The organism is Cobetia sp. L2A1, assembly GCF_009796845.1.
Taxonomy (GTDB): Bacteria; Pseudomonadota; Gammaproteobacteria; order Pseudomonadales; family Halomonadaceae; genus Cobetia.
In genome coordinates this window covers 471,882-497,879 of record NZ_CP047025.1, presented here as the reverse complement: position 1 = coordinate 497,879, position 25,998 = coordinate 471,882, and the positions used below count along the sequence as shown (strand labels likewise).

Below are 25,998 nucleotides of genomic sequence, written 5' to 3'. Positions count from 1 at the left end.
TCGTGTAAGAGGTATCTATTGTTTCAAGCAGCGATATCAGCGTTGCATCCGGGGCCTAGCGCGACAACCCAATAATATTGAGGCGGGCTTCAGTATTTCTGAAGCCCGCCTCATGACTGTCACTTGCCTTGATGCGTTGATATTTCGGCTCTGCCTCAGGCCTTGATGCAGACCCCGAATTCCTCGCTGGCATCCAGCAGCCAGCGACCGAGGTAATCGGCAAAGCTTCTGCGAATCACCAGCTCGAACTCGTCTTCACTGGTCCGTCTCAGAATCAGGGTTGCCTTGGCAAACACGGCCGGCACACCACGCCCTACCGGGAAGGCCCGTGGATGCACATCCGTCGGCGTAGACTTCATCAACACCTGGCGGGCCTCGGCACCGCTCAGCGAGACAACCGTCTGGCCACCGCTGACATTGACGACCTGATAGCGACCGCACAGCTGCTCATGCAGCGCCTTCTCGAAGGCAAACGCCTCGTCACCGGGCACGATGATCAACCATTCATCCGGTGCCAACCACTGGACCGAGACGCCAGCATCATTGAGGTTGAGCGTGGACGGCGAGAGCGGCAGCGCCACTCCCAATGCCGTCTCGACCGCCTCGGCGAAGCCTGCCTGCGCGGGATCACCACGCAGGGTCAGATGGCCGAGGAAGGCCTTCTCTTCCAACACGACACCGGCCTCTGAATCCGCGCGAGCGGTGAACAGATGGGCTAGCGGTGAACGGGCCGTCTTCGCATGAACATCCAATGTCGGGCGCTGGTCGATCACTGATGTCTGTGAGCTGCTGACGTCCTGTGCGGCGCCATGCTGTGCAGCACTGGCTTGCGGATCGAGTGTGATGGCATCAGACATGCTGGCGCTCCCCTTTCTTGTCGTAGAACACAGGTGCCGTGATTTCGGCTTCCAGGGTGCTGCCATCCAGCTGAGGGAGGAAGACCGTCTCGCCGATGCGGGCAGAGCCCCCCTTCACGACCGCCAGCGCAAAACCGTGTCCCAGCGTCGGGCTGTAGTAGCTTGAGGTCACGTGGCCGACCATTGGCATCGGGATGGCATGCTCCGGATCAAACACGATCTGGGCGCCTTCCTGCAGCACGATACGCTCGTCACCCGCCTTCTTGCAGCGTGGGATGAGGCCGACCATCTGCTTGCGGTCATCGCGACGAGTATCGGGGCGTGTCAGTGCGCGCTTGCCGATCCACGAGTACGGCTTGTTGTAGCCGACACACCACTGCATGCCCAGATCTTCCGGCGTCATCGAGCCATCGGTGTCCTGCCCGACGATGATGAAGCCCTTCTCGGCACGCAGCACGTGCATGGTCTCGGTGCCGTAAGGCGTCAAACCGTACTTCTCGCCCTTGGCGAACAGTGTCTCCCACACGTACTGGCCATAGTTGGCCGGCACGTTGAGCTCGTAGGACAGCTCGCCGGTAAAGGAGATGCGGAAGATACGGCCCGGAATGTTGGCAATCAGTCCTTCACGCACCTCCATGAATTTGAAACCATCACGATCAAGATCGATATCGGTCAGCTCAGCCACGAGTGCTCGTGCTTCAGGCCCCGTCACGGTCAGGGTTGCCCAGTGATCGGTCACGCTGGTCATCTGCACATCCAGCTCCGGCCACTCGGTCTGGTGCCACAATTCCATCCACTCGAGAATCGCCGCGGCGCCACCGGTAGTGGTGGTCATCAGGAAGTGGTCTTCCGCCAGACAGGTGGTGACACCATCATCCATCACCATGCCGTCATCGCGGCACATCAGGCCATAGCGCGCCTTGCCCACTGCAAGCTTGGCCCAGGCGTTGGTGTAGATACGATTGAGGAACTCACGTGCATCGCGACCGGTAATGTCGATCTTGCCCAGGGTCGAGGCATCCAGCACACCGACTTTCTCGCGCACGGCCAGGCATTCACGCTCAACCGCAGCGTGCATGTCTTCACTGCCCTGCGGGTAGTACCACGGACGCTTCCACTGGCCGACATCCTCGAACTTCGCGCCTTGTGCCACATGCCATTCGTGCATGGCGGTGTAGCGCATCGGATCAAACAGTGCACCACAGTGACGGCCGACGATGGCGCCAAAGGTCACCGGTGTGTAGTTGGGGCGGAACACGGTAGTACCGGTATCAGCAATGGTCTGGCCCAAGCAGCGGGCGGCGATGGCCATGCCATTGACGTTACCCAGCTTGCCTTGATCGGTGCCGAATCCCATCGCGGTATAGCGCTTGACGTGCTCGATGGACTCGAAACCTTCTCGGGTCGCAAGCTCGATACCGGCCGCCGTGACATCGTTTTGCAGATCAACGAACTGCTTGGGGGCACGCGCGGTCGGCTTGTCGTGCGGCACCTGATAGAACGGCAATATTGGTGACTCATTCAGCGCTGATACCACCGGCACTAACGCTTCTGCGACGGCGTACTCACAGGCTTCAACAGCAGTGACGCCGCTGGCATACGCCGCGACCAACACATCTTCAAGCGAGAAGCTGCCATTGGCGGCGCCGCAGGCATCAAAGCCCTTGAGCATCGGCGCGCCGAGCGCTGGCAGGAAGCCATGCACTTCGTCGCTCCATACCGGACGCGCGCCGGTATGCGCTGCCAGGTGGACAACAGGGCTGTAACCACCGGAACTGGCAATGGTGTCACAGACCAACTCTTCCACTTCACCAGTGACCTTGAAACCATCGATATCGATGGCAGCCACACGGGCGCCAGTGACGCGACGATCCCCCTGGGCCTCAATCACTGCAGCACCTGTGATGATGCGAATGCCCGCCGCGCGTGCCGCCTCGACCAGAGCACCGCTCGGGGCAGAACGTGCATCAGCGATGGCGACCACGTCACGACCAGCCGCCTTCCATGCCAGTGCAGCGCGATAGGCGTAATCGTTGTTGACCGACAGCACCAGCTTGTCGCCCGCCGCTACACCGAAACGAGTGAGGTAGGTGGTGACAGCGCCGGCAATCATGTTGCCCGGCACATCGTTGTGGGAATAGACCAACGGCCGCTCATGCGCGCCGGTCGCCATGATGACGCGATGTGCACGCACACGATGCAGGCGTGAACGTGCCTGGCGTGCACCACGTGCATTGGCCGGTGCGAGATCCGCTTGATGCTCGGTGCGGCGCTCGTGCAGGGTCACGAAGTTGTGATCGTGATAGCCGTTGGCTGTGGTGCGCGGCAGCAGCATCACATCCTCACAGGCTTCAAGTTCCGCCAGCACGGCGTCACGCCATTCGCTGGCCGGCTGGCCGTCGAGTGTCTGATCAACGCAATCGCGACTCATCGATAGCAGCGAGCCACCGAATTCTTCCTGCTCATCACACAGAATGACGCGTGCACCGCTACGCGCCGCGACCAGCGCCGCCATCAAGCCAGCAGGGCCGGAGCCAATCACCAGCACATCAGTGTGCTGGTGCAGGTGATCATAGATGTCAGGATCATTCTCCAGCGGTGAACGCCCAAGCCCCGCGGCCTTGCGGATATACTTCTCGTAGGTCATCCACAGTGATGCCGGTGCCATGAAGGTCTTGTAATAGAAGCCCGGCGGCATGAACTTGCCACCCAACTTGCCGACCTGCGGCAGGAAGCGGCTCATCAGATCTTTCTGAGACTTGACCCAGCCACTGACGGCATGAGCTTCAAGCCCGTCATACAGCGCCTGCTGAGTGGCTCGCACGTTAGGCACCTGGCCTGACTCGGTGCTACCCAGCTGCAGGATGGCATTGGGCTCTTCAGCACCGGCCGCGACCAGACCACGCGGGCGGGCGTACTTGAAGCTGGCATTGAGCACATCAACACCATTAGCCATCAAGGCCGAGGCGAGGGTATCGCCTGCCAGGCCCTGATAACGCTTGCCATTGAAGGTGAAGTTCAGCGGTGTTTCACGATTGATGCGACCACCGGAGGAGGTGCGGCGTGAGGGTGTACGTGTTTCGGTCATGGCCGCGCGTCTCCTGTCTGTTGAGTCGTCGAGCTGGCAGCGGATGCTGCTGACTGTGCTAGCTGCTCAGCGGCGAGTGTCTCGGCCGTAATGCCAGGCAGTTCACCCATGCGATACGTCTCGAGAATCTCGTAGGTCACGGTGTGACGGGTGATGTTGAAATACTTGCGACAGCCAACAGCGTGAATCCACAGCTCATGGTGGATACCGCGTGGGTTGTTGCGGAAGAACAGGTAATCGCCCCACTCGGTATCGGAGCAGGCTTCCGGCTCTTGCGGGCGCTCGATATGCGCCTGGCCCTTGGCGTGGAATTCCTCTTCCTCGCGCAGCTCGCCGCAGTAGGGACAGAAGATATGCATCATGGTCGGTCGTCTCCTGACGGCAGGTTCAGTGCGCGACGCCAGCGGCGCCATGTTCATCGATCAACTTGCCGCTATTGAAGCGGTCGTAGGCAAACGGCTCAGCCAGCGGGTGAGCGCGGCCCTTGGCCAGCGTCCAGGCAAAGATGTTGCCGGAACCAGGCGTGGCCTTGAAACCACCCGTCCCCCAGCCGCAGTTGAAGTAAAGCCCCTTGACCGGTGTCTTGGAGATGATCGGGCAAGCATCCGGGCAGGTATCGACGATGCCGCCCCACTGACGATTCATGCGCACGCGCGAGAAGATCGGGAACAACTCGATGATCGCCTGCACGGTATGCTCGATTGTCGGGTAGCTACCGCGTTGACCGTAGCCCACGTAGCCATCGATACCGGCACCAATCACGAGATCGCCTTTATCAGACTGGCTGACGTAACCGTGCACGTGGTTGGACATCACCACGGTATCGAGAATCGGCTTGAGCGGCTCGGAGACCAGCGCCTGTAGCGGGTGTGATTCCAGCGGCAGGCGGAAGCCAGCCTTCTCTGCCATCACGCCAGAGTTACCGGCCGTGACGACGCCGACACGCTTGGCACCAATGAAACCGCGCGAGGTTTCCACGCCAACGATGGCGCCATCCTGCTTGCGAAAGCCGGTGACTTCTGTCTGCTGGATCAAATCAACACCGAGGCTATCGGCACCACGTGCGAAGCCCCAGGCCACCGCGTCATGACGCGCGACACCGCCGCGCGGCTGCCATGAGGCACCCAGGACTGGATAGCGCGTGCTAGCGGAACAATCCATCGCCGGCACCAGATCCTGCACCTGCTGGGTATCCAGCACTTCGCCATCGATGCCCTGAAGGCGGTTGGCATTCACACGACGCTGGATATCACGCATGTCCTGCAGGGTGTGGCCCAGGTTTAGCACGCCACGCTGAGAGAACATGACGTTGTAGTTCAGGTCCTGTGACAGGCCTTCCCACAACTTCATGGAGTGTTCGTAGAGCGCTGCAGACTCGTCCCACAGATAGTTGGAACGCACGATGGTGGTATTACGCGCGGTGTTACCGCCGCCCAGCCATCCCTTCTCGATCACCGCGACATTGGTGATGCCATGTTCCTTGGCCAGGTAATAGGCCGTCGCCAGACCATGGCCACCGCCGCCGACGATGATGACATCGTATTCTTTCTTGGGCTCTGGGCTGCGCCAGATCTTCTGCCAATTCTCATGGTGGCTGAGCGCATGCTTGACCAGCCCGAATCCCGAGTAACGCTGCATTTGCCACCCTCCTGAAACCTTATATCGGCGCCCGCGATGACTCTGCGTCACGGGCGCCGCTTATTGTGTTGTTCAATGACGCGGTATTGCGGTCAGGCAAGGGCGGCAGTGGGTGTCACGGTCGCCTCGCGATAGACCGGAAGACGGGCACACACCTCCTCGACCTTGGCGCGCACTTCGGCTTCCACGCGCTCGCTCTCGCCGGTTGACAGGGCATCCAGCAGATCACAGATCCAGCCAGCCAGTGCGTCGCATTCGGACTCGCCGAAACCACGAGTCGTCGCAGCGGGGGTGCCGATGCGCAGGCCAGAAGTCACGAACGGGCTCTGCGGATCATTCGGCACGCTATTCTTGTTGACGGTGATGTGAGCACGGCCCAGTGAGGCATCCGCATCCTTGCCGGTCAGACCCTGACGGATCAGCGAGACGAGGAACAGGTGGTCATCGGTGCCACCGGAGACGACGTCATAGCCGCGGTCCATGAACACGCCGGCCATCACGCGAGCATTGTCGATCACGCGGGCCTGATAGCTGACGAAGTCCTGGCTCATCGCCTCCTTGAAGGCCGCGGCCTTGGCGGCGATGACATGCATCAACGGACCACCCTGTTGGCCCGGGAAAACGGCGCCATTGAGCTTCTTGTACAGCGTCTCGTCGCCGTTGGCGGAGAGAATCAAGCCGCCACGTGGTCCGCGCAGCGTCTTGTGAGTCGTCGTGGTGACGACGTGGGCATGCGGGATCGGGCTCGGGTAGTGGCCCGCTGCGACCAGGCCGGCCACGTGCGCCATGTCGACCATCAGCCAGGCACCGATCTCATCCGCCATGTCGCGGAAACGACGCCAGTTGACGACGCGGGAATAGGCCGAGAAGCCCGCGATGATCATCTTCGGCTTGTGCTCGCGTGCCAGACGTTCCATCTCTTCATAATCCAGCTCACCGCTCTCGGTGAGGCCATACTGGATGGCGTTGTAATGCTTGCCGGAGAAGTTGGGCGCCGCGCCATGAGTCAGGTGGCCGCCGTGGGCGAGACTCATGCCGAGAATGGTGTCGCCCGGCGACACCAGCGCCATGAAGACAGCGGCGTTGGCCTGGGCGCCGGAGTGGGGCTGCACGTTGGCGTAATCACACCCGAACAAGGCACAGGCGCGATCGATGGCGAGCGTCTCGACCTTGTCGACGAACTCGCAACCACCGTAGTAGCGCTTGCCCGGATAGCCTTCGGCGTACTTGTTGGTCAACTGGCTGCCCTGGGCTTCCATCACTAGCGGACTGGCATAGTTCTCGGAGGCGATGAGCTCGATATGCGCTTCCTGACGCGCGGTCTCTTCAAGAATGGCCTCGGCCAGTGCGGGGTCGAGTCTGGCCAGTTGGTCATCACGGTTATAGCCATGTTGCTGAGACATTGCGCGCCTCCAGTAATCGGTCGTTGTTGTTTGGAATCCATGCTGTTGATCGCGTTCTACTGGATCATGAGCTTGCCCCGATACTAGCCCTGCCCACGTGCCACTAACTGCTTGTCAGCGTCACGACGCAGTGCGAATGCGACATACGTACGCAGATGCGACATTGGCTCGCGCTGAAGCGTGTCCTCTGGCAGTCATGCGAGCCGGAGAGCGCTACACCCCGAGCCATGCACGCAGGTATGCTAGGACGGCATATGCGAAAATACGCAGACGCGCGTGACACCTGGCAGAGGCAGGCCAGATACCAAAATGGACGGGGGATGAGTTGATGCTGATGGAACTGCTAGCGGTGATGGCACCGGTGCTGTGTGGTGCAGCCATCGGTTTCTTCTGGGTGAGAATGGGCCATGAATACCCGATGGCCTTCGTCACCAAGCTAGTGCTGTATATCGGCACCCCCGCGCTGATCCTGAATGCACTGGGCAGCGCGGAGATCGACAATTCGAGCTTCCTGCGCACCGGACTGGCAACACTGCTCGTGATGGGTGTACTGCTGGCCCTGAGTTGGCCCTTTGCGCGCCTGATCGGAAAACCCTGGAAGGTCGCCGTCGCCCCGCTGCTGTTCTCCAACGTCGGCAACATGGGGCTGCCCGTTTCGCTGTATGCCTTCGGGCAGGGCGGTTTTGCCTATGCCATTACCATCATGGTCACCATGTCGCTTTTGCAGTTCACGCTCGGCGCCTGGCTTGCCAGTACCAGCGGTAACCCGCTGCGCAGCATCTCACGCTCACCGACCATCTGGGCCAGCATGCTCGCCACCGCCATGCTGCTGTGCGATGTGCACATGCCGCGCTTCGTCGCCAACAGTCTTGAGCTGATCTCGGGCTTCACCGTGCCGATGATGCTGATCACGCTGGGCGTTTCGCTTGCCAGCATTCGCGTCAAGAATCTGGCCGCCGGTGTCGGTTTCAGTGTGCTGCGCATCCCCTTTGCCGCCGCCTGTGCCTGGGGTATCGGTAGCCTGCTGGGCCTGCCGCCACTGGCTCTGAATGTGCTGATCATGCAGATGGCCATGCCGGTGGCGGTCTACAACTACATGTTTGCCCAGAAGGCAGGTCGTGAACCGGAATACGTTGCCACACTGGTATTCTGCTCGACGCTTGCGGCGTTCATCTATCTACCGGTACTGCTCGCGACACTTGGCGCGATGGCCGACTGAGCGTTTTTTCATCGCCCTGACCCACCTTCCGCCTTAAGCGCGCACATAAAAAAACCACGCAAGCGTGAAGCTTGCGTGGTCGTCGGACTTTTCCTGCCAGAAACTACGGTGCTGCAAGGGTGACGTATTGATGCCGTCGTCACGCTTGAACAGCACGGTACCTCCTGATGTTGCAGATAGCCTTGTTATTGTCTGGCGTGATCCCCCGGCCTGGAGATAACGCACCGTTCCCTTGTCTTGATATCACCCATTTCTGACGAGTTCGGGTCTGTAGTGGCAGACCCGAACCGGCCCAGGAAGACCCTCGCTCTCAAGATGCAGCTGAGGGGTATGCAAGCAGAAGACTATCAGCCATGGCACCGGATACTTGGTACCCGTGCCGCTATTCGGGATTTCCCGAGGCGGCCTCCTTCCCTGCACGTCATCTTCCCTGTGGCAACACATGAAGCGTAGTCACGAGATGCACCATCGCTCCACATGGTTTGCGCCGTCCTCTGAGGTGAACACTGCCATCCATGATCTGACGATAAATGACTAGCTGCATCATCCTTTCACACCTCTGGCTCGACAGAAACGGATGGCAGACAGGCTATCAAAGATACTCACTCGCCATCTTCAAGCACGCACTGGCACTGGCTTGATGGCGTCTTCCGCGGCCTGATCTCTCAGTTGTTGCAGTGAGACGACGGCGTAGCCCTTGGCAGCCCACTCGGCGCGTTCGGCGTCATCAGCTCGCACGATGAAGCGTCCAAACAAGGTGTACAGCAGCCCCAGCAACGGTGACAACCAGCAAGCGAAAGCCAGCGGGATGTAGAGCAGCCCTTCGAAACTGCCACCGCTGGCGACCAATCCGAGCGAGCTGATGACCACGGCACCACTGGCGTTCCAGGGTACGAGCGGCGAGACAAGGGTGCCCCCTTCTTCCAGCGAGCGTGACAGATTGAGCGTCGAGTAACCTTCACCACGGAAGACCGGCGCATACATGCGCCCCGGTAGCGCGATGGAGAGGTAGGGGTCACCCGCGATGACATTGGTCAATGCCGCGGTGGAACTGGCCGCCACCTGCAGACCGAAGATACCGCGCACCTTGACGAGCACCGCCGCGCACAGCGACTCAAGACAGCCGATCACTTCCAGCAGTCCCCCGAAGGCCAGCGCGATCATCACCAACAGGATGACCCAGGCCATCGACATCAATCCACCGCGATTGAGCAGGCTGTCGATCTCGCTGACACCAGTATTCAAGGTATAGCCACTCTGCATGTAACCGAACAACGCCTTGATGGCCTCACCCTGCACCCCGAAGGCGACAACGGCTCCGGCAGCCACCCCAACGAACAGCGCAGGCAAGGCCGGCATGCGCGCAATCGCCAGCCCCATCACCAGCAGCGGCGGCGTCAATACCCAGGCATTGAATTCAAAGGCGCCGGAGAGCCCTTCGGTAATCGCGTTGATGTGATCAAGATCCAGTGTCTTGCCGGCGGCCAGCAGGTTGCCAGCGACCAGGTAGATGACCAGAGCGATCAGCATCGAGGGGATGGTGGTGGGCATCATGTTGCGAATGTGCGCGAACAGATTCACACCGGCCACGGCGGGTGCCAGATTGGTGGTGTCAGAAAGCGGGGAGACCTTGTCACCGAAGAAGGCGCCGGAGACCACTGCCCCTGCGGTCCACCACGGCGGAATGCCAAAGCCGGCACCGATGCCCATCAGCGCAAGACCCACGGTACCCACGGTGCCCCAGCTGGTGCCGAGCGTGACCGAGACCACGGAACAGAGCAGCATCGCCGCCGCCAGGAAGTACTCCGGCGAGATCAGCTTGAGGCCATAGTAGATGATCATCGGCACGCTGCCGGAGGCGATCCACACGCCGACCGTCATGCCGACAAGGATGAGAATGGCAATGGAGGGCAGTCCGACACGCACGATGCGCATCATGCCCTCCTCCATGGCCGACCAGCCGTAGCCGAGTTTCCAACCGACCAGTGCGGTCATCGCCACGCCGCAGATCAGCGGCACATGCGGCGTGAATTCACCAAATACAAAGAGCTGCAGAGCCAGTACGGCCAGCGTTGCCACAATTGGCAAGCTGGCCATGGCCAGGGAGGGGCGTTGCGGTGCGTCGACATCCCGAGTCATGAGATTTTGCTCCATTAGCCAGTTGTAGTTGTACTTGTTGTACCCCCACGCTAACTGACTCGGGCCTTTACAGATGACTGGCAGCGGCATTCACTTCTCTGAATGCGACATCTTCTACGACTTTATGCCAAGCACTTGCACGGTATTCATTGGCAATGATTGTCCTCGGGACCCCGCTTCATCTTGCTGCCTCTCGGCCCCACTTCTGCCTCTTGAGACTCGATACCGAAAACTGTGAGGAGCTGAGTCAGGCTGAGCGAGTCGAGATGAAACTCAGTAATCGATCACCACGTCCCCCTGGGGAACGCTGCAACAGGACAGGATGAAGCCATCGGCGACATCTTCATCCGTGATACCGCCGTTGTGTTCCATCGCGACCTCACCGGAGACTTTCTGTACGCGACAGGTACCGCAGATGCCCATGCCGCAGGCCTTGGGTATGTGCAAACCAAGCTTGGCCGCCGCTGCGTGGACGGTCTCACCCGGCGCGATCTGCACCGACTTGCCGGTGGCGGAAAACTCGACACGCGTCAGGTCGGAGCGGTCCAGCTCCTCAGCCTGTACCTCTGCTTGCTCAGCCTGCTCGATGGCATCTTCTTCTACCTCGACCGGTGTCGCACCGAAGGATTCCTCGTGATAACGGCTCATGTCGAAGCCGCGCTGGCGCAGCAGATTCTTGATCGCGTTCATGTAGGGCGTCGGGCCACAACAGAAGATTTCACGCTCCATGAAGTCTGGCGTGATCATCTCCAGCATCGGTTCGGTCAAATAGCCGCGATAGCCAGACCAGGTCTGGCCGGTCTCGAAGCGCTCGCAGATGATGTGCATGTTGAATTCCGGCACCCGGGAATCCATGAACTCGAGCTGGCGCCAGAAGATGATGTCGCGCGGGCTGCGCGCACTGTGCACAAAGGAGATGTCCACATTGGCATTGGTATCGAAGTACCAGCGCGCCATCGACATCAGCGGTGTGATACCCACGCCGCCGGACAGCATCAGGAAGCGCTCTGCCGGGAAGTCGATGCAGTTGAAGTTGCCGACCGGGCCATGCACTGCCAGCTCGTCACCCTCATTGAGATTGTCGTGCAGCCAGTTGGATACCAGCCCCCCCGGCACGCGCTTGATCGTGATCGAGAAGCTGTAGGGTACCGACGGCGAGCTTGAGATGGTGTAGGAACGCATGATCTGCTGCGCATCTATCTCCAGCTCCAGGGTAACGAACTGCCCCGGCTTGAAGAAGAACATCACCGGCTGTTCAGCCATGAAGCAGAAGGTACGGACGTCCCAGGTCTCCTGAATGACCTTCACGCAGCGCACGCGGTGACGGCCATTGCTCCAGGTCTGGGTCGTTACCGGATTGAAATTGCTGGGGATCACGCTCATGAAGGCCTCGCTTGTTCTTGGACTTGTCGATTCTTGGGCTTATCGATTCTTGGAGTAGTGCGCCGTACGCGCGGCCAACGGCGGGACATGCAGCAGATTGTCGAATCACGCCCGCCAGAGCGTTTATCCCTCCACGACAGAAACATGCCTGTGGTCTCCGCCAGCGACAAAAAAACGCATCTCCCTTGAATACCGCATCAATGCGTCGGAAATACGTCACTGATTGTCGTCGGCAGGTATTGGTCGAATGCCGACCTCAGCCACACTCCTCAAATGTGCGGCGAATCGTCCTAGATGCCCTGCGACATGTCCGCCATTGCCCCAAAACAACCAGTCTGCTCCAGACTCTTTCCTGACTTCTTGATGGCAGCGATATATCGCTGCCTATCGACCGTGCGAGGACAACGCGATGAGCGATCTATTGGAACACGCTCAGGACCAGCAACAGCAGGCAGTACGTGAGGCCGCCGCGCGGTTGCTGAGTGAACGGCGAGCCGGCTTCAGCCTGCCGCAGCCTTTCTATAACGACGAACGGCTATTCGCACTCGACATGAAAGAGATCTTCGCCAAGGAATGGCTGTTTGTCGGGGTCAGTAGTGAAATACCCGCCAAGGGCAGTTTCATGACGCTGGACGTGGCTGCCAATCCGATCATCATCGTGCGCGGTGATGGCGACAGTATTCATGCCTTCCACAACGTCTGCCGTCATCGTGGTTCACGCCTGTGTACCAGCGAGCGCGGCAAGGTAGCCAAGCTGGTCTGCGGCTACCATCAGTGGACCTATGAGCTGGACGGTCGCCTGCTGTTTGCCGGCTCCGATATGGGAACGGACTTCGACACCAAGGAGTTCGGTCTGCATCCGGTCCATGTGCGCTGTGCAGGTGGCATGCTGTTCATCAATCTTTCGCAGCAACCTGCCAATGCCGAGCCGTTCTTCAAGACACTCGAATTCTATTTGAAGCCTTATGACATGGAGAACACCAAGGTGGCGTGCACCTCCTCCATCGTCGAGGATGCCAACTGGAAGCTGGTGGTCGAGAACAATCGTGAGTGCTACCACTGCAATGGTGCGCACCCGGAGCTGCTGAACTCGCTACAGGAATTCGATGATACCGATGACCCGCGTGCCACTCTGGCCTACAAGGAATTGGTCGCACGCAAGCAAGCCGACTGGGACGCCGAAAAGGTGCCGTACCAATTGGTGCGCTTCGGTCGTCGCAATCGCATGACACGTACGCCATTGCTGGAAGGTACGTTCTCGATGACTCAAGACGGACGAGTCGCCAGCCAGAAACTGATGGGGCGCTTGAAAAGTGCTGACATGGGCTCGTTGCGCATTCTCAACCTGCCCAACTCCTGGAATCACTTCATGGGTGATCATGCGGTGGTCTTCCGCGTCGACCCCATCAGCGCACAGAAGACACGCGTCACCACCAAGTGGTTGGTGCATCGCGATGCCGTCGAAGGCGTGGATTACGATCTGGATACCCTGCGCAAGGTGTGGGACGCGACCAACGATCAGGATCGTCGTCTCGCCGAAGAGAACCAGCGTGGCATCAACTCTCAGGCCTATCAGCCCGGCCCCTACTCCTCGACCTACGAGTTCGGTGTCGTCGACTTCGTGGATTGGTACTCCGAGCAGATAGAAGCGGCTCTGAGCGATGCACAGCCGCAACACCTGCAACTGGCGTGACGGCTGGCCTGACTTGGACACAAAAATAGCGACATAAAAAATCCCGCCACCGGATAACCGGTGGCGGGATTTTTCGTACTTCTATCGCTGGATTATAACTGGGTATCCAGGCTCATCATCAGACTGAGTGCCATCACGACGATGATGGAAAATCCGAACAACTTGCGGGCCCAGGAAGCATCAGGCTGCCCCTTGAGTCGCCACACTGCCAGATACAACCACCAACCGCATACGATGGTCACGACCACCAGGTACCACATGCCGGTATAGCCCCACAGTGTCAGCAACAGCGACACAGGAAGAAAACCGGCGATGTAGCCTATCACCACACGCTTGGCATAATCCATGCCGCGCGCGACCGGCAGGACCGGAATATTGGCAGCCCGATAGTCCTCGACACGAAACATGGCAATCGCATAGGAATGCGGCATCTGCCACATGCTGAAGATGATCAGCAGCAGCAGCGCACCCATGTCTACCTCTCCGGTCACCGCGAGATAGCCGACCACTGGCGGTGCAGCACCGGACAGTGAGCCAATGAGCGTGCCGTACACAGACCCGCGCTTCAGCCACATGCTGTAGGCGCCGACATAGATCACGAAGCCCAACCCCACGGCAATCAACGCCATGAGATTGGTCATCGCGGCCAGCAGCCAGAAGCCAATCAACCCGAGCACGCACCCGAAGGTAAGTGCCCCCTTGAACGAGACAGTGCCCAGTACCAGGGCGCGGCCCTGGGTACGTGCCATGTGACGGTCAATGTCGCGGTCGATGCAGTTGTTGAACACACAGCCCGAGGCCACGATCATCGCCACCCCAACCAGGGTGGCAATGAACAGCGCCCAGTCCACCTCGCCACCAGAGGCGAGGAAAAACCCGCCACTGACGGTGATGAGGTTGCCGAAGATGATGCCCGGCTTGGTGGTACGCAGGTAGTCCTTGATCATCAGGCTCACGCTATCAGATGGGCATCATGTTCTGATTCAACTCGATCATGATCCACATGGAACCACCAACGACGATAGCTACGACCACCAGAGTGAACAGTAGCGCCTGCACGTTCCAGCTCTGTTCCTTGGAGCCGTCCAGGTGCAGGAAGAAGTACAGCTGCACGAACACCTGAGCAATGGCGAAACCGAAGATGGCCCAGATCACGCCAACACCCGGATCATCCATCAACATCACCATCCCGAACGGGATGATGGTGAGGATGATGGACAGGATCAGACCGGTCACATACTGCTTGACGCTGCCGTGGCTGTCATTGTGATCGTTGTTGGAATGGCTCATAGCATCACTCCTGTGAGGTAGACGACGGTAAAGACACAGATCCAGATAACGTCCAGGAAGTGCCAGAACAGGCTCAGCATCATCAGGCGACCGCGGTGCGCTTCAGTCAGGCCTTTCTGCTTGACCTGGATGATCAGCAGCGCCATCCAGATCAGACCGACGGTCACGTGCAGGCCGTGAGTCCCGACCAACGCGAAGAAGGCCGACAGGAACGCGGACTTGTCCGGTCCCATGTCATGCACGATCAGGTGATGGAATTCATAGATTTCCATCCCGATGAAGCCCGCACCACAGACAAAGGTGACCATCAGCCACTTGATTACCGCGGAGCTGTCTCCGCGGTTCATGCCCAGCATTGCCAGGCCATAGGTGAAGCTCGATGCCAGCAGCAGTGCCGTTTCGACCAACACGAAATCAAGCTCGAAGATGTCAGCACCTGTCGGGCCGCCAGCATAGGCCTGACTCAGGACTACATAAGCCGCGAATAGCATCGAGAACAGGATGCAATCGCTCAGCAGATAGAGCCAGAAACCGAAGACCTTGAGGCCGTTGGCATCGTGATGCTCGTGATCATCATGGGCGCCATGCGCCTCATCATGAGATGTCATTGCATTATTCGCCATGATTACCCCTCAACCACTACGTCAATTGGTGTACGGGCGCCGGGCAGGCTGCGGCGTTCGCGACCTTCGCGCTCGACACGCTCGATTTCCTCGACAGACACGTAGTAGTCGGTGTCGTAGTTGAAGGTACGCACGATGAAGCTAGCGATCATGCCCACCAGACCAACAATGGCCAGCCACCAGATGTGCCAGATCAGCGCGAAGCCGAAGACCAGGCTGAAGCCAGAAATGATGACACCAGCGGCAGCGTTACGCGGCATGTGGATCGGCGCATAAGACTTCTTGTCGCCCTGCTCGATACCACGTTCCTTCATTTCCCAGAACTCATCGAGAGCACTGATCTTCGGCTCATGAGCAAAGTTGTAGAACGGCGCCGGAGAAGTGGTGCTCCACTCCAGAGTACGCGCGCCCCACAGATCGCCCGTGGTGTCCTGCAGCTGCTTACGGTTCTTGATACTGACCACGATCTGGATCACGGTGCAGGCAATACCGATCATGATGAGAACCGCACCGAAGAAGGCGACGTACAGGTACGGCACCCACAGCGGGTTGTCGACGTGCTGCAGACGACGGGTCATGCCCATGAAGCCAAGGATGTACAACGGCATGAAGGCGAAGTAGAAGCCGACGATCCAGAACCAGAAGGAGCGCTTGCCCCACTTCTCGCACAGCATGAAGCCGGTCGCTTTCGGGAACCAGTAAGTGATACCGGCCATCGCACCGAAGACCACGCCGCCGATGATGACGTTATGGAAGTGAGCGATCAGGAACAGCGAGTTATGCAGAACATAGTTCGCGCCCGGTACCGCCAACAGAACGCCGGTCATGCCACCGATGGTGAAGGTGACCATGAAGCCGAGGGTCCACAGCACCGGAGTGGTCATTTCGATACGACCGCGGTACATGGTGAACAGCCAGTTGAAGATCTTCACGCCTGTCGGAATCGAGATGATCATCGTCGCGATACCGAAGAAGGCGTTCACATCTGCGCCAGCGCCCATGGTGAAGAAGTGGTGCAACCAGACGACGAACGACAGCACCGTGATGACGATGGTCGCCCATACCAGTGAGGTATAACCGAACAGCTTCTTCTTGGAGAAGGTGGCGATGACTTCAGAGAACACCCCGAAGACCGGCAGCACCAGGATGTACACCTCAGGATGGCCCCAGGCCCAGATGAGGTTGACGTACATCATCATGTTTCCACCAAGATCATTGGTGAAGAAGTGGAAATCAAGATAACGATCAAGCGTCAGCATCGCGATGGTAGCGGTCAGAATCGGGAACGCAGCGATGATCAGGACGTTGGCGCACAGTGCGGTCCAGGTAAAGACCGGCATCTTCATCAGGCTCATGCCCGGCGCACGCATCTTGAGGATGGTAGCGACGAAGTTGACACCTGTCAGCAGGGTACCGACACCCGATATCTGCAACGACCATATCCAGTAATCCACCCCGACCCCAGGACTGTAGTTAGCCCCCGACAACGGCGGATAGGCCAACCAACCGGTCTTGGCGAATTCGCCCAGACCCAGTGAGATGTTGACCAGGATGACGCCGACCACGAACAGCCAGAAGCTCAGCGAGTTCAGGAACGGGAACGCCACATCACGTGCGCCAATCTGCAGCGGCACGACAACGTTGATCAGACCAATGACGAACGGCATCGCCACGAAGAAGATCATGATCACGCCGTGAGCCGTGAAGATCTGGTCGTAGTGCTCTGGCGGTAGATAACCTTCACCACCCGTGGACGCCAGCATCTGCTGAGAACGCATCATGATGGCATCGGAGAAACCACGTATCAGCATCACCAGTGCCACGATGATGTACATCATGCCAATCTTCTTGTGGTCGACAGACGTCAGCCACTCGGTCCACAGGTAAGTCCACTTGCGCATATAGGTGATGAGGCCGGCAAGGGCTGCACCACCGAGGATTACCGCCGCGAGCACGATCACGATGATCGGCTCGTGATACGGAATCGCCTCTAATGTCAGTTTTCCAAGCATTGCTTATTCCTCGGTTGCCATCGCAGGTTCGGCGTGGCCGGACATGTCGTCACCAGACATCTCATCACCAGACATCTTGTGGGTTGAGTGATCCATCTTCATGCCACTCATCATGTCGTCCATCTGCTTATCGCTTAACCCCAGTTCCATGCCGGACATGTAAGGCGCCATGATCTGTTCATAGAGGTGCGGCTTGACCTGACCATAGAAGGACGGGGCATCACCTTCGCTCGGCTCGATAAGTGCGGTATAGCCAGCATCATCCAGAACCTTGCTGCTGCCACGTGCCTTCTCGACCCATGCATCGAAATCGCCGTCACTCATGACATGCGCCTTGAAGTGCATGTCCGCGAAGCCGGCACCGCTGTAGTTGGCGGAGATACCGTCATAGGTACCCACTTCATTGCCGATCAGATGCAGACGATTTTCCATCCCCGCCATCGCATAGATCTGGCTACCGAGCTGCGGGATGAAGAAGGAATTCATCACTGTCTCGGAGGTGATGTGGAAGCGCACCTGACGGTCGACCGGCATGGCCAGTTCATTGACCGTCGCGATCCCCTGCTCCGGGTAGATGAACAACCATTTCCAGTCCATCGCCACGACCTGAACCTCGATCGGCTGGCCACCACCGACGATTTCAGCACGCGGATCAAGCTCATGCGTGCTTTTCCAGGTCAGGATGCCCAGCGCGAGGATGATCAGGCACGGAATGCCCCAGACCACGATCTCGATCTTGGTGGAATGCGCCCAGTTAGGCGTATAGGTCGCTTTGCTTTGCTTGGTATCGCGATAGCGCCAGGCGAACCACAGCGTCATTGCGATAACAGGAACCACGACCACGAGCATCAGGTAGGTAGCTGTCAGAATCAGCGATTTCTCGTCTTCACCGATAGGCCCCTTGGGATCGAAGATCACGGCATCACAGCCGGACAACATCAATAATCCCGCGAGGATAGGGAGTCCCCGCAGAGCCCCCCGCATTAGGCTTTTTCTCATCTCACGACCTCGTTGGAACACGCCATGACGTCATGACGAGCCCACATGTGGAACACAGCGTTCGAAGAAATGACCAACAGGAGTTCGTCGATCGTTCGAACGAAATCAGAAGATTTCCCGCAGGCGGGGCACAGGATAGTGAAAAAGCAGGGGGTATGACTACGGGGCAGGATGACGCAGTCAGATACAGCAGCGAATGAATAACTCCCTGCCGCACGGGTCAATCGCGAGCGGCCAAACATGACAGCCATCTCTCTCACGGAAGGTTAATGTCAGCAGATTACCCGCTGTTCCCGTCGGTGGCGTGGATGATGTTAGCTAGCACCCCTTTCTCACCTGTCAGGCAGCGTGCCAATCCTTCTCTTTATCTCATCTACCGATCACCCAACTCGCCTGCTTGATGACCAGAAGAATCAGCCTATTGCCGACCCACAATTCAAGACAACGTCATTCCGCATCCCCTTCAGTGCGAATGCCAATCCACTACTGAATATTGCCAAACAAACCAAAATAAAAGCATTTTATTCTACATACTGCATGGAAAATAAAACTTCATGCCGAAAAATAACAACCCCATGTTTTCATCAACATCTCCATCACGTGGCAATCAACCCGTTATGCCACACTTCCAAGCGCGTGATAACACAATGAATGTACCATTCATTGTGTTGAAAACTTTCATCATCATTCAAGAAAATACTTCACATACACCTCTATCAACATGAGATGGCAACACGGGTAAAACATCTTTAATGATGCACAATTACGCAACTCTACCGTTTGTATTTCATGCACCATACTGGAGAGACTTCACGATATTCTGTCATTTTATATTCTTCTTTTATGGATCTTTACCACCTTTCTACCAGATGACTCGCAAAGACAAAGTATAAAAAATATACAAATAAAAACCTTTTGGTCACCAAAAAATAACGATACGGAAACAAAAATCCGATTCAATGCCGTTCCCGAGCCACTTTATGGCTGCATTGCGCACGCTTGGTAGAAGCACCAAAAACAACATATTGAAAAAAGGTCAACACCTGCGACAATTGACCACACCAAGAATCTTGCCAATGATCTTCACGATTTTCTACATCTCTTTTGTATGCCATGAGGCTCAGGCCATTGATGAACGTGATCAACATGATCCTCCTGCACGGCATGACTTTTCAGTACAACACCCCTATTTGATCATGCAGCAGTCACGCGCCAACATGAACTTCTGGCATTGATCGCAAGAGAAATTCCCGCAATGTGCGGTAGTTGTCACCCGACTGTCCTGGATGGTCTGACTATCACCGTACAACCAATAGATGCGTGCGCTGTTAAAGGCTCAAGCCCCCTCCCGCCCACCAAGAGACGCTACCGATGACTGATCACTCACTCCCCGCCGCTGAGACACTGCTCGATGCCACCCAGCTGCCCGCCGGCACGCTCTATCGTCTGTTCTCCGGTAGCATCGCGCCTCGCCCCATCGCATGGGTCTCGACGATAGACGCTGCTGGCAACGCCAACCTCGCACCCTTCTCATTTTTCACCATCGCCAGCGTCAACCCGCCAGTACTGGCGTTCAGTCCGCTGCGCAATGGTGATGGCCAGACGAAAGACACGCTGAACAATCTCAGCGAGGTAGGTGAGTGCATCGTGCACATCGGTGGCGAGACGTTGAGCGAAGCACTCAACATCACCAGCGCCAGTCTGGCGCCTGGAGACGACGAATTCAGTCACGCGGGGCTGAGCAAAGCTGCCATGCCACCACTGAAGGTACCGCGAGTCGCAGAAGCACCGATTGCCTTCGGCTGCCGTCTCCGCGACATCATCACGTTCGGAGACCAACCGCTGGCAGGAGGGCTGGTACTGGCAGAGGTCGTTGTCATACATGCCGATCCTGGTGTCTGGGACGGACGTCATGTCGACAATGACGTATTGAAGGCAGTGGGACGCATGGCCGGCAGTGACTATGCGCGCACCGATAGCCTGTTCAGCCTCGAGCGTCCTGAATAGTCGATTGGCCTGAAAACCGAGCGCCTTGCATAACCAGGTGCCTTGAACAACCAGGTGCGCAGATACCCAGCATCGCGACATCGATCAGATGCGTTGTCGCCACTAGCAAAAAAGCGGACCTGTCTGATGACAGGCCCGCTTTTTTATTGATGGTTTCCCGAAAGGCGCCAAAAGCCGACAGGCGCTGAAAACAGCTCAGCGCAGTCCTGGCAACAGGTACTTCTCCAGCGCCAGACGGACTGACGGCAGCAGCACATCCGACTGCAATACCAGCTCGCGTACCAGCTCCTGCAACCCCGGCACACCCGCATCGGCATGCTTGGTCAACGCCATACGTGCACAGGTATCAGGACAAGCATTGTCTGGCACGCGAACGCCCAGTCTCGTCAGTCGCTCACGGAAGTCTTCCTGATCGATCAAGTCCACTATCATCATCGTCTTTCCTCCCCCGGGAGACCGCCGACGCTTGTCCATGAAGCCCGGCAGTCTGAGCGGTATGCGCTTTATTATTTGCATACCCTGTTTGCGTACCGTTGTTTGCGCACTGTTCTCTGAGCTCTGCCATTCCAGCTCTGCCCTGCTATCCAAGTACTACCCTGCTATCCGAGCACTACCCTCTGAGAATAGCCGATATCGATGGCCTCATTGTGGGCAGACTCATGAACCCTCTGCGTACCTCACTGCGTCAAAGACATGTGCATTCACGCCTGAGCGACTACCGTCGACACCCCCTCTTCAGAAGCCTTCGGCTTTGCCAGAACACAGGCGGCATACTTGAACTCGGGAATCTTGCCCACTGGATCAAGCGCCGGGTTGGTCAATAGATTGGCAGCCGCCTCAGCGTAGCAGAACGGCACGAAGACCATGCCGGCGGGTGTCAGCGGATCAGCCCGCGTCGCCAGGGTGATCTGGCCGCGGCGTGTCGTGATGCTCAATGGCTCGCCCGCCATGATGCCCAGACGCTCGAGCTCCACTGGATTGAGCGTCGCGACGGCAGCCGGTTCGAGATTGTCCAATACGCGCGCGCGGCGCGTCATCGAGCCGGTATGCCAATGTTCCAACTGACGCCCGGTGGTCAATACCGTCGGATAGTCGGCATCCAATGCTTCATCCGGCGGTGTCGGCCAGGTCGGCACGAAGCGTGCGCGACCGCTCTCACGGGGGAAATCATCGCGGAAGACAACATCCTCACCATCCGCATTCGGCGTCAGGCAGGGATAGGTCACCGAGCCTTCGCGTGAGATACGTTCCCACTCGATGTTATCCAGTGAATCCATGCCCTGCTGCATCTCGGCATAGATGTCTTCGGGCTCGGCATAATCCCATGCAAGGCCCATGTGACGCGCAATCTGCTGCGTGATCCACCAGTCCGGCTTCGCTTCGCCCGGTGCCCGCAACGCCGCACGTCCGCGCTGTACCTGGCGATTGGTATTGGTGACGCTGCCATCCTTCTCCGGCCAGGCATACGACGGCAGGATGACATCGGCAAATTGGGCCGTCTCGGTGACGAAGATGTCCTGCACCACGAGATGCTCAAGCTGCGCCAGCGCACTGCGCGCATGATCGAGATCTGGATCTGACATTGCCGGATTCTCGCCAAGAATGTACATGCCGCGAATCTGACCGGCATGGATGGCGTGCATGATTTCCACCACTGTCAGGCCTGGCGTGGCCGAGAGCGGTGTGTCCCACAGGGTCTCGAGACGCTCACGCGCTGCCACATTGCCCACCGGCTGATAATCAGGGAAGACCATCGGAATCATGCCGGCATCCGAGGCGCCCTGAACGTTGTTCTGGCCGCGTAGCGGGTGCAGGCCCGTCCCTTCACGCCCCACGTGACCACAGGCCAGCGCCAGCGCGATCAGACAACGCGCATTGTCGGTGCCATGCGTGTGCTGCGAGATACCCATGCCCCAGAAGATCATCGCGCGCTTGGCCGTTGCATACTCGCGGGCCACGGCGCGAATTTCCTCGGGTGCCACGCCACACAGCGGCGACATCGCCTCGGGTGTCAGTGCGTCAACATGCTCAGCCAGCGCCGCAAAATCTTCGGTATGCGCCGCGATATAGTCCTGATCCGCCAGCCCTTCGCTGACGATAACATTGAGCATGGCATTGAACAGCGCCACGTCAGCGCCGGGTGTGAACTGCACCGAGCGATGCGCATGATGGCGCAGCGCCAGCGCACGCGGATCGATCACTACGATACGGGTACCGCGCTTGGCGGCGCGCTTGAAGAAGGTCGCGGCCACTGGATGATTGACGCCGGGGTTGCAGCCGGTCAGCACGATGAGATCAGACTGCTCAGCCTGCATGAAGGACGCGCTGACACCACCAGAGCCCACGCCTTCCATCAACGCCGCCACCGAGCTTGCATGGCACAGTCGCGTGCAATGATCGACATGGTTGGATCCGAACCCGGTACGCACCAGCTTCTGGAACAGCCACGCCTCTTCATTGGTGCACTTGGCGCTGCCGAAGCCCGCCAGGCTATCGGGGCCATGCGCTCGCTTGAGGCTCATGAGTCCCTGGGCCGCGACTTCGAGGGCCTCATCCCAGCTGGCCTCACGGAAGTGGCTCAGCGGATGCGCGGGATCAAAAGTCGGGTCCAGTCCCTTGGGCACGCCAGCGCGTCGAATCAGCGGCCGGATCAGACGCTCCGGATGGCGCGGATAATCGAAGCCGAAACGACCCTTGACGCATAGCCGCCCGCGGTTAGACGGCCCATCGCGACCACTGACGGCGATGATGTTGTCCAATCGCGGGTCTTGCGACGCAGCGCCAAGATGTTGCTTGACTTGCCCCGAGGCTAGCGATTGAGACTGCGCATCCGCCAACGTCGCACCCGGCTGCCCTTCTTCGAACAGCACCTCGCCAGTACCACGACTGACCTGGTATTCCAGCTGGCAGCCCACACCGCAATAGGGACAGACCGAGGCGATCTTGTCATCCACGGCGGCGCTATCGCCATGCCCCTGCGCATCGACCTGCACCGCTGGCATCAATGCCCCCGTCGGACATGCCTGAACGCACTCGCCGCAGGCCACGCAGGTGCTGTCGCCCATCGGATCTTCGAGGTCGAACACGATACGGGTGTTGCTGCCACGTCCCGCCAGGCCAATCACATCATTGACCTGCACCTCGCGACAGGCCCGCACGCACAGGCCACAACTGATGCAGGCATCATGATTGACTGCCATCGCGGTATGCGAATGATCGTGAGCATTGACGGTCGACGGCAACCATTCCTCTGCCGTTGCTCCCAGCCACTGGCTGACCTTCTCGCGCGCACCGCCCAGGGTGTCGCGGGCACGCCCGACATCCACGCCCAGCTGAGCGGCCGTCGCCATGAAGTGACTGCTGACATCAGGATTCGCCTGTGCGGGCGGCATGTCAGCCGCCAGCATCTCGACCACCATCGTGCGCGCCGTGCGCGCCCGCTCAGAGCTGGCACTGCGCACCACCATGCCCGGTCGTGCTTCACGAATGCAGCTGGCCGCCAGCGTTCGCTCGCCTTCTATTTCCACCATGCAGGCGCGACAGTTGCCGTCAGCGCGATAGTCCTGTGCGTCGCTGAAACACAGGTGCGGAATGGACTCGCCGCTACGCTGCGCGATCTTCCATAGCGTTTCACCCGGCCAGACGGTGATATCCACGCCATCCAGGGTGATCTGGAAGCCATCATCACGCACCTGCTCAGCGCGACCACTCACTGGCATGTTCATGCATCACCTCCCATCGCCGCAGGCGAAGTAGACGAGGCGCTTGAAGCGATCAGCTGTACACCACGCGCCGCCAGCTCTCCCCGAAAATCCTTGAGCAAGCCGAGTACCGGGTTAGGTGCCGCCTGCCCCAATCCGCAGATGGAGGCATCCACCATCACCTGCGAGAGGCGTTGCAAGAGCGTTTCGTCCCACTGATTACCGCTGAGCGCTGCCAGCATCTGCTGGGTGCCGACACGACACGGTGTGCACTGGCCACAGGACTCATCCATGAAGAAGCTCATCAGATTGCGCCCCGCCGCGACCAGATCATCCTGATCCGACAACACCATCACCGCCGCCGAGCCGATGAAGCAGCCATGCGCCTGCAAGGTATCGAAATCCAGAGGAATATCCGCCTTGCTGTCCGGCAGGATGCCCCCCGAGGCACCGCCGGGCAGATAGGCCAGCAGCCGATGGCCCTCAGCCATGCCGCCGCCATACTCCTCGACCAGCTCATTGAGAGTGATCCCCGCGGGGGCCAGATACATGCCAGGCCGTTTGACGCGTCCCGACAACGAGAAACTTCTCAAGCCACGTCGGCCATGCCGTCCCGCCGTGACGTAGTGATCGATGCCCTCACGATACAGTCGCGCAATCCAGTAGACCGTCTCGACGTTGTTGACCAGCGTCGGCCGACCGAACAGGCCGCACTGTGCCACGAAGGGTGGGCGCTGACGTGGCTTGCCGGGCTTGCCCTCCAATGACTCGATCAGCGCGGACTCCTCGCCACAGATATAGGCCCCGGCGCCACGCCGTAGATGGATATAGCCAGGCGCGACGATACCGGCCGCTTCCAGCTCCGTGATGCATTCACGCAGCACGTGATTCAGGGTCGGATATTCATCTCGTAGATAAAGGTAAAGCGCCTCTGCCTCGATGGCATGCGCACTGGCAAGCGCTCCCTCAAGGAAGGTATGCGGCTCACGCTCCAGGTGATGGCGATCCTTGAAGGTGCCTGGCTCACCCTCATCCGCATTGATGACACAGTAGCGTGGTCCGGCCTCGGCACGTACGAAGCCCCACTTGCGAAACGTCGGAAAGCCCGCCCCACCAAGCCCTCTCAGCCCGGCCTCTTCGATCATCCTTGCCAAGCCATCAATCGTGATGTCACCGGCATCCAGTGCAGTGAGCAGTCCGTAGCCACCGATAGCGCGGTAGGCCTTTAGACGTGGATAGTCGAGGCTGTCCGCCGGGGCAGCATGCACGTGCCCCTCAGCGATCGCTGCCGTGACACCCGCCACGCTGGCCTGGCCAAGATGGTAATGCCCGACTTCCACCACCGGCGCACTGTCGCAACGTCCCATGCAGGGTGCTCGCAACACGCGCACCTCGGCGGGGTCCAATCCCTCGGCCAATCCCGCGCGCAATGTCTCGGCACCCGCCAGCTGACAGGAGAGCGAATCGCAGACGCGCACCGTCAGCGCGGCAGGTATCGCGTCACCCTCACGCACCACGGTGAAGTGGGCATAGAAGGTGGCCGTCTCGTAGACCTCCGCCATCGGCAGACGCATCCACTCGGCCAGCGCCCGCAGATGGCGCAGCGTCAGATATCCCACATGGTCATTGAGGGCATGCAGATATTCGAGCAGCAGGTCGCGCTGTGGGGGGCTTTCGGCCAGTAGCTGCCGTACCTCGTCCAGCGCCTCGGCTTCAACGGGCCGACCACGCAGCTGACTGCGCGAACGGCGACGACCGGCTACTGCCGGCGGGGGAGTGATCACTGACGTCATGGCGGCACCGCATCGTTGTTTTAATCGTTATTGTCATCAATGTCTTGCGCGTGGCGTGCAATGAGGTGGCAGAAGTGGCGACTGCCTGGGTGGCGTGTGTACCGAATGTCCGGGACTGCAAGAGGGCCGCTCAAGCATCGACCTTTCGTCAAG

The 25,998-nt window shown here is 59.0% G+C and carries 20 protein-coding genes; 3 read left to right on the top strand and 17 right to left on the bottom strand.

Translation table 11 applies throughout. The features are described from left to right. Positions 1-155: 155 nt before the first annotated feature. The 5 genes from GQR90_RS02250 to glyA form a co-directional block, all read right to left on the bottom strand. Positions 156-857 carry a sarcosine oxidase subunit gamma gene (locus GQR90_RS02250; protein ID WP_158772708.1) on the bottom strand — a complete coding sequence of 234 codons (702 nt, stop codon included), beginning with the start codon at positions 855-857 and terminating at the stop codon, positions 156-158. Beyond that, entirely contained in the window at positions 850-3,945 is a 3,096-nt protein-coding gene (locus GQR90_RS02245) for a sarcosine oxidase subunit alpha family protein (protein WP_158772707.1), read from the bottom strand. Before GQR90_RS02245 ends, GQR90_RS02250 begins: the two co-directional genes overlap by 8 nt. After that, complete coding sequence (locus GQR90_RS02240; RefSeq protein ID WP_158772706.1) at positions 3,942-4,307, bottom strand: sarcosine oxidase subunit delta; 366 nt, start codon at positions 4,305-4,307, stop codon at positions 3,942-3,944. Before GQR90_RS02240 ends, GQR90_RS02245 begins: the two co-directional genes overlap by 4 nt. A gap of 25 nt (positions 4,308-4,332) precedes the next feature. Next, positions 4,333-5,583: a sarcosine oxidase subunit beta family protein gene (locus GQR90_RS02235; RefSeq protein WP_158772705.1), complete on the bottom strand. Its 1,251-nt coding sequence runs from the start codon at positions 5,581-5,583 to the stop codon at positions 4,333-4,335. 92 nt (positions 5,584-5,675) lie between these two features. Next, complete coding sequence (gene glyA, locus GQR90_RS02230) at positions 5,676-6,986, bottom strand: serine hydroxymethyltransferase (protein WP_158772704.1); 1,311 nt, start codon at positions 6,984-6,986, stop codon at positions 5,676-5,678. 328 nt (positions 6,987-7,314) lie between these two features. Between glyA and GQR90_RS02225 the strand changes: the two genes are divergently transcribed. Next, entirely contained in the window at positions 7,315-8,205 is an 891-nt protein-coding gene (locus GQR90_RS02225; protein WP_158772703.1) for an AEC family transporter, read from the top strand. Positions 8,206-8,238: 33 nt separating this feature from the next. On the opposite strand, the gene GQR90_RS17730 is transcribed toward GQR90_RS02225, so the two are convergent. The 3 genes from GQR90_RS17730 to GQR90_RS02215 all read right to left on the bottom strand — a co-directional run bounded on the left by GQR90_RS17730 (position 8,239) and on the right by GQR90_RS02215 (position 11,718). Beyond that, positions 8,239-8,361 (bottom strand): hypothetical protein, encoded by a 123-nt coding sequence (locus tag GQR90_RS17730; protein ID WP_267902040.1) that lies wholly within the window; start codon positions 8,359-8,361, stop codon positions 8,239-8,241. 459 nt (positions 8,362-8,820) lie between these two features. After that, on the bottom strand, positions 8,821-10,344 hold the full coding sequence (gene nhaC / locus GQR90_RS02220; RefSeq protein ID WP_233266395.1) for a Na+/H+ antiporter NhaC: 1,524 nt from the start codon (positions 10,342-10,344) through the stop codon (positions 8,821-8,823). 273 nt (positions 10,345-10,617) lie between these two features. Then, on the bottom strand, positions 10,618-11,718 hold the full coding sequence (locus GQR90_RS02215) for a hybrid-cluster NAD(P)-dependent oxidoreductase (RefSeq protein WP_158775247.1): 1,101 nt from the start codon (positions 11,716-11,718) through the stop codon (positions 10,618-10,620). 418 nt (positions 11,719-12,136) lie between these two features. On the opposite strand from GQR90_RS02215, the gene GQR90_RS02210 reads away from it, so the two are divergent. Then, a complete protein-coding gene (locus tag GQR90_RS02210; RefSeq protein WP_158772702.1) occupies positions 12,137-13,420 on the top strand; it encodes an aromatic ring-hydroxylating oxygenase subunit alpha in 1,284 nt (427 codons plus the stop codon). 92 nt (positions 13,421-13,512) lie between these two features. Here GQR90_RS02210 and cyoE read toward each other — a convergent pair whose 3' ends face one another. The 6 genes from cyoE to GQR90_RS02180 all read right to left on the bottom strand — a co-directional run bounded on the left by cyoE (position 13,513) and on the right by GQR90_RS02180 (position 19,492). Further along, a complete protein-coding gene (gene cyoE, locus GQR90_RS02205) occupies positions 13,513-14,367 on the bottom strand; it encodes a heme o synthase (protein ID WP_158772701.1) in 855 nt (284 codons plus the stop codon). A gap of 13 nt (positions 14,368-14,380) precedes the next feature. Beyond that, positions 14,381-14,710: a cytochrome o ubiquinol oxidase subunit IV gene (cyoD, locus tag GQR90_RS02200; protein WP_158772700.1), complete on the bottom strand. Its 330-nt coding sequence runs from the start codon at positions 14,708-14,710 to the stop codon at positions 14,381-14,383. Continuing rightward, positions 14,707-15,333: a cytochrome o ubiquinol oxidase subunit III gene (gene cyoC / locus GQR90_RS02195; RefSeq protein ID WP_158772699.1), complete on the bottom strand. Its 627-nt coding sequence runs from the start codon at positions 15,331-15,333 to the stop codon at positions 14,707-14,709. Before cyoC ends, cyoD begins: the two co-directional genes overlap by 4 nt. Before the next feature lie 2 nt (positions 15,334-15,335). After that, complete coding sequence (gene cyoB / locus GQR90_RS02190) at positions 15,336-17,345, bottom strand: cytochrome o ubiquinol oxidase subunit I (protein WP_158772698.1); 2,010 nt, start codon at positions 17,343-17,345, stop codon at positions 15,336-15,338. Between the two features lie 3 nt (positions 17,346-17,348). Further along, a complete protein-coding gene (gene cyoA / locus GQR90_RS02185; RefSeq protein ID WP_199269458.1) occupies positions 17,349-18,344 on the bottom strand; it encodes a ubiquinol oxidase subunit II in 996 nt (331 codons plus the stop codon). Positions 18,345-19,300: 956 nt separating this feature from the next. Beyond that, complete coding sequence (locus tag GQR90_RS02180; protein ID WP_158772697.1) at positions 19,301-19,492, bottom strand: hypothetical protein; 192 nt, start codon at positions 19,490-19,492, stop codon at positions 19,301-19,303. Positions 19,493-19,715: 223 nt separating this feature from the next. On the opposite strand from GQR90_RS02180, the gene GQR90_RS02175 reads away from it, so the two are divergent. Further along, positions 19,716-20,351: a flavin reductase family protein gene (locus GQR90_RS02175; RefSeq protein ID WP_158772696.1), complete on the top strand. Its 636-nt coding sequence runs from the start codon at positions 19,716-19,718 to the stop codon at positions 20,349-20,351. Positions 20,352-20,546: 195 nt separating this feature from the next. Here GQR90_RS02175 and GQR90_RS02170 read toward each other — a convergent pair whose 3' ends face one another. The 3 genes from GQR90_RS02170 to GQR90_RS02160 form a co-directional block, all read right to left on the bottom strand. Further along, positions 20,547-20,786 carry a hypothetical protein gene (locus GQR90_RS02170; protein WP_158772695.1) on the bottom strand — a complete coding sequence of 80 codons (240 nt, stop codon included), beginning with the start codon at positions 20,784-20,786 and terminating at the stop codon, positions 20,547-20,549. 266 nt (positions 20,787-21,052) lie between these two features. Next, positions 21,053-24,076 (bottom strand): molybdopterin-dependent oxidoreductase, encoded by a 3,024-nt coding sequence (locus tag GQR90_RS02165; protein WP_233266394.1) that lies wholly within the window; start codon positions 24,074-24,076, stop codon positions 21,053-21,055. After that, positions 24,073-25,845 carry an NADH-ubiquinone oxidoreductase-F iron-sulfur binding region domain-containing protein gene (locus GQR90_RS02160; protein ID WP_158772694.1) on the bottom strand — a complete coding sequence of 591 codons (1,773 nt, stop codon included), beginning with the start codon at positions 25,843-25,845 and terminating at the stop codon, positions 24,073-24,075. Before GQR90_RS02160 ends, GQR90_RS02165 begins: the two co-directional genes overlap by 4 nt. Positions 25,846-25,998: the final 153 nt, after the last annotated feature.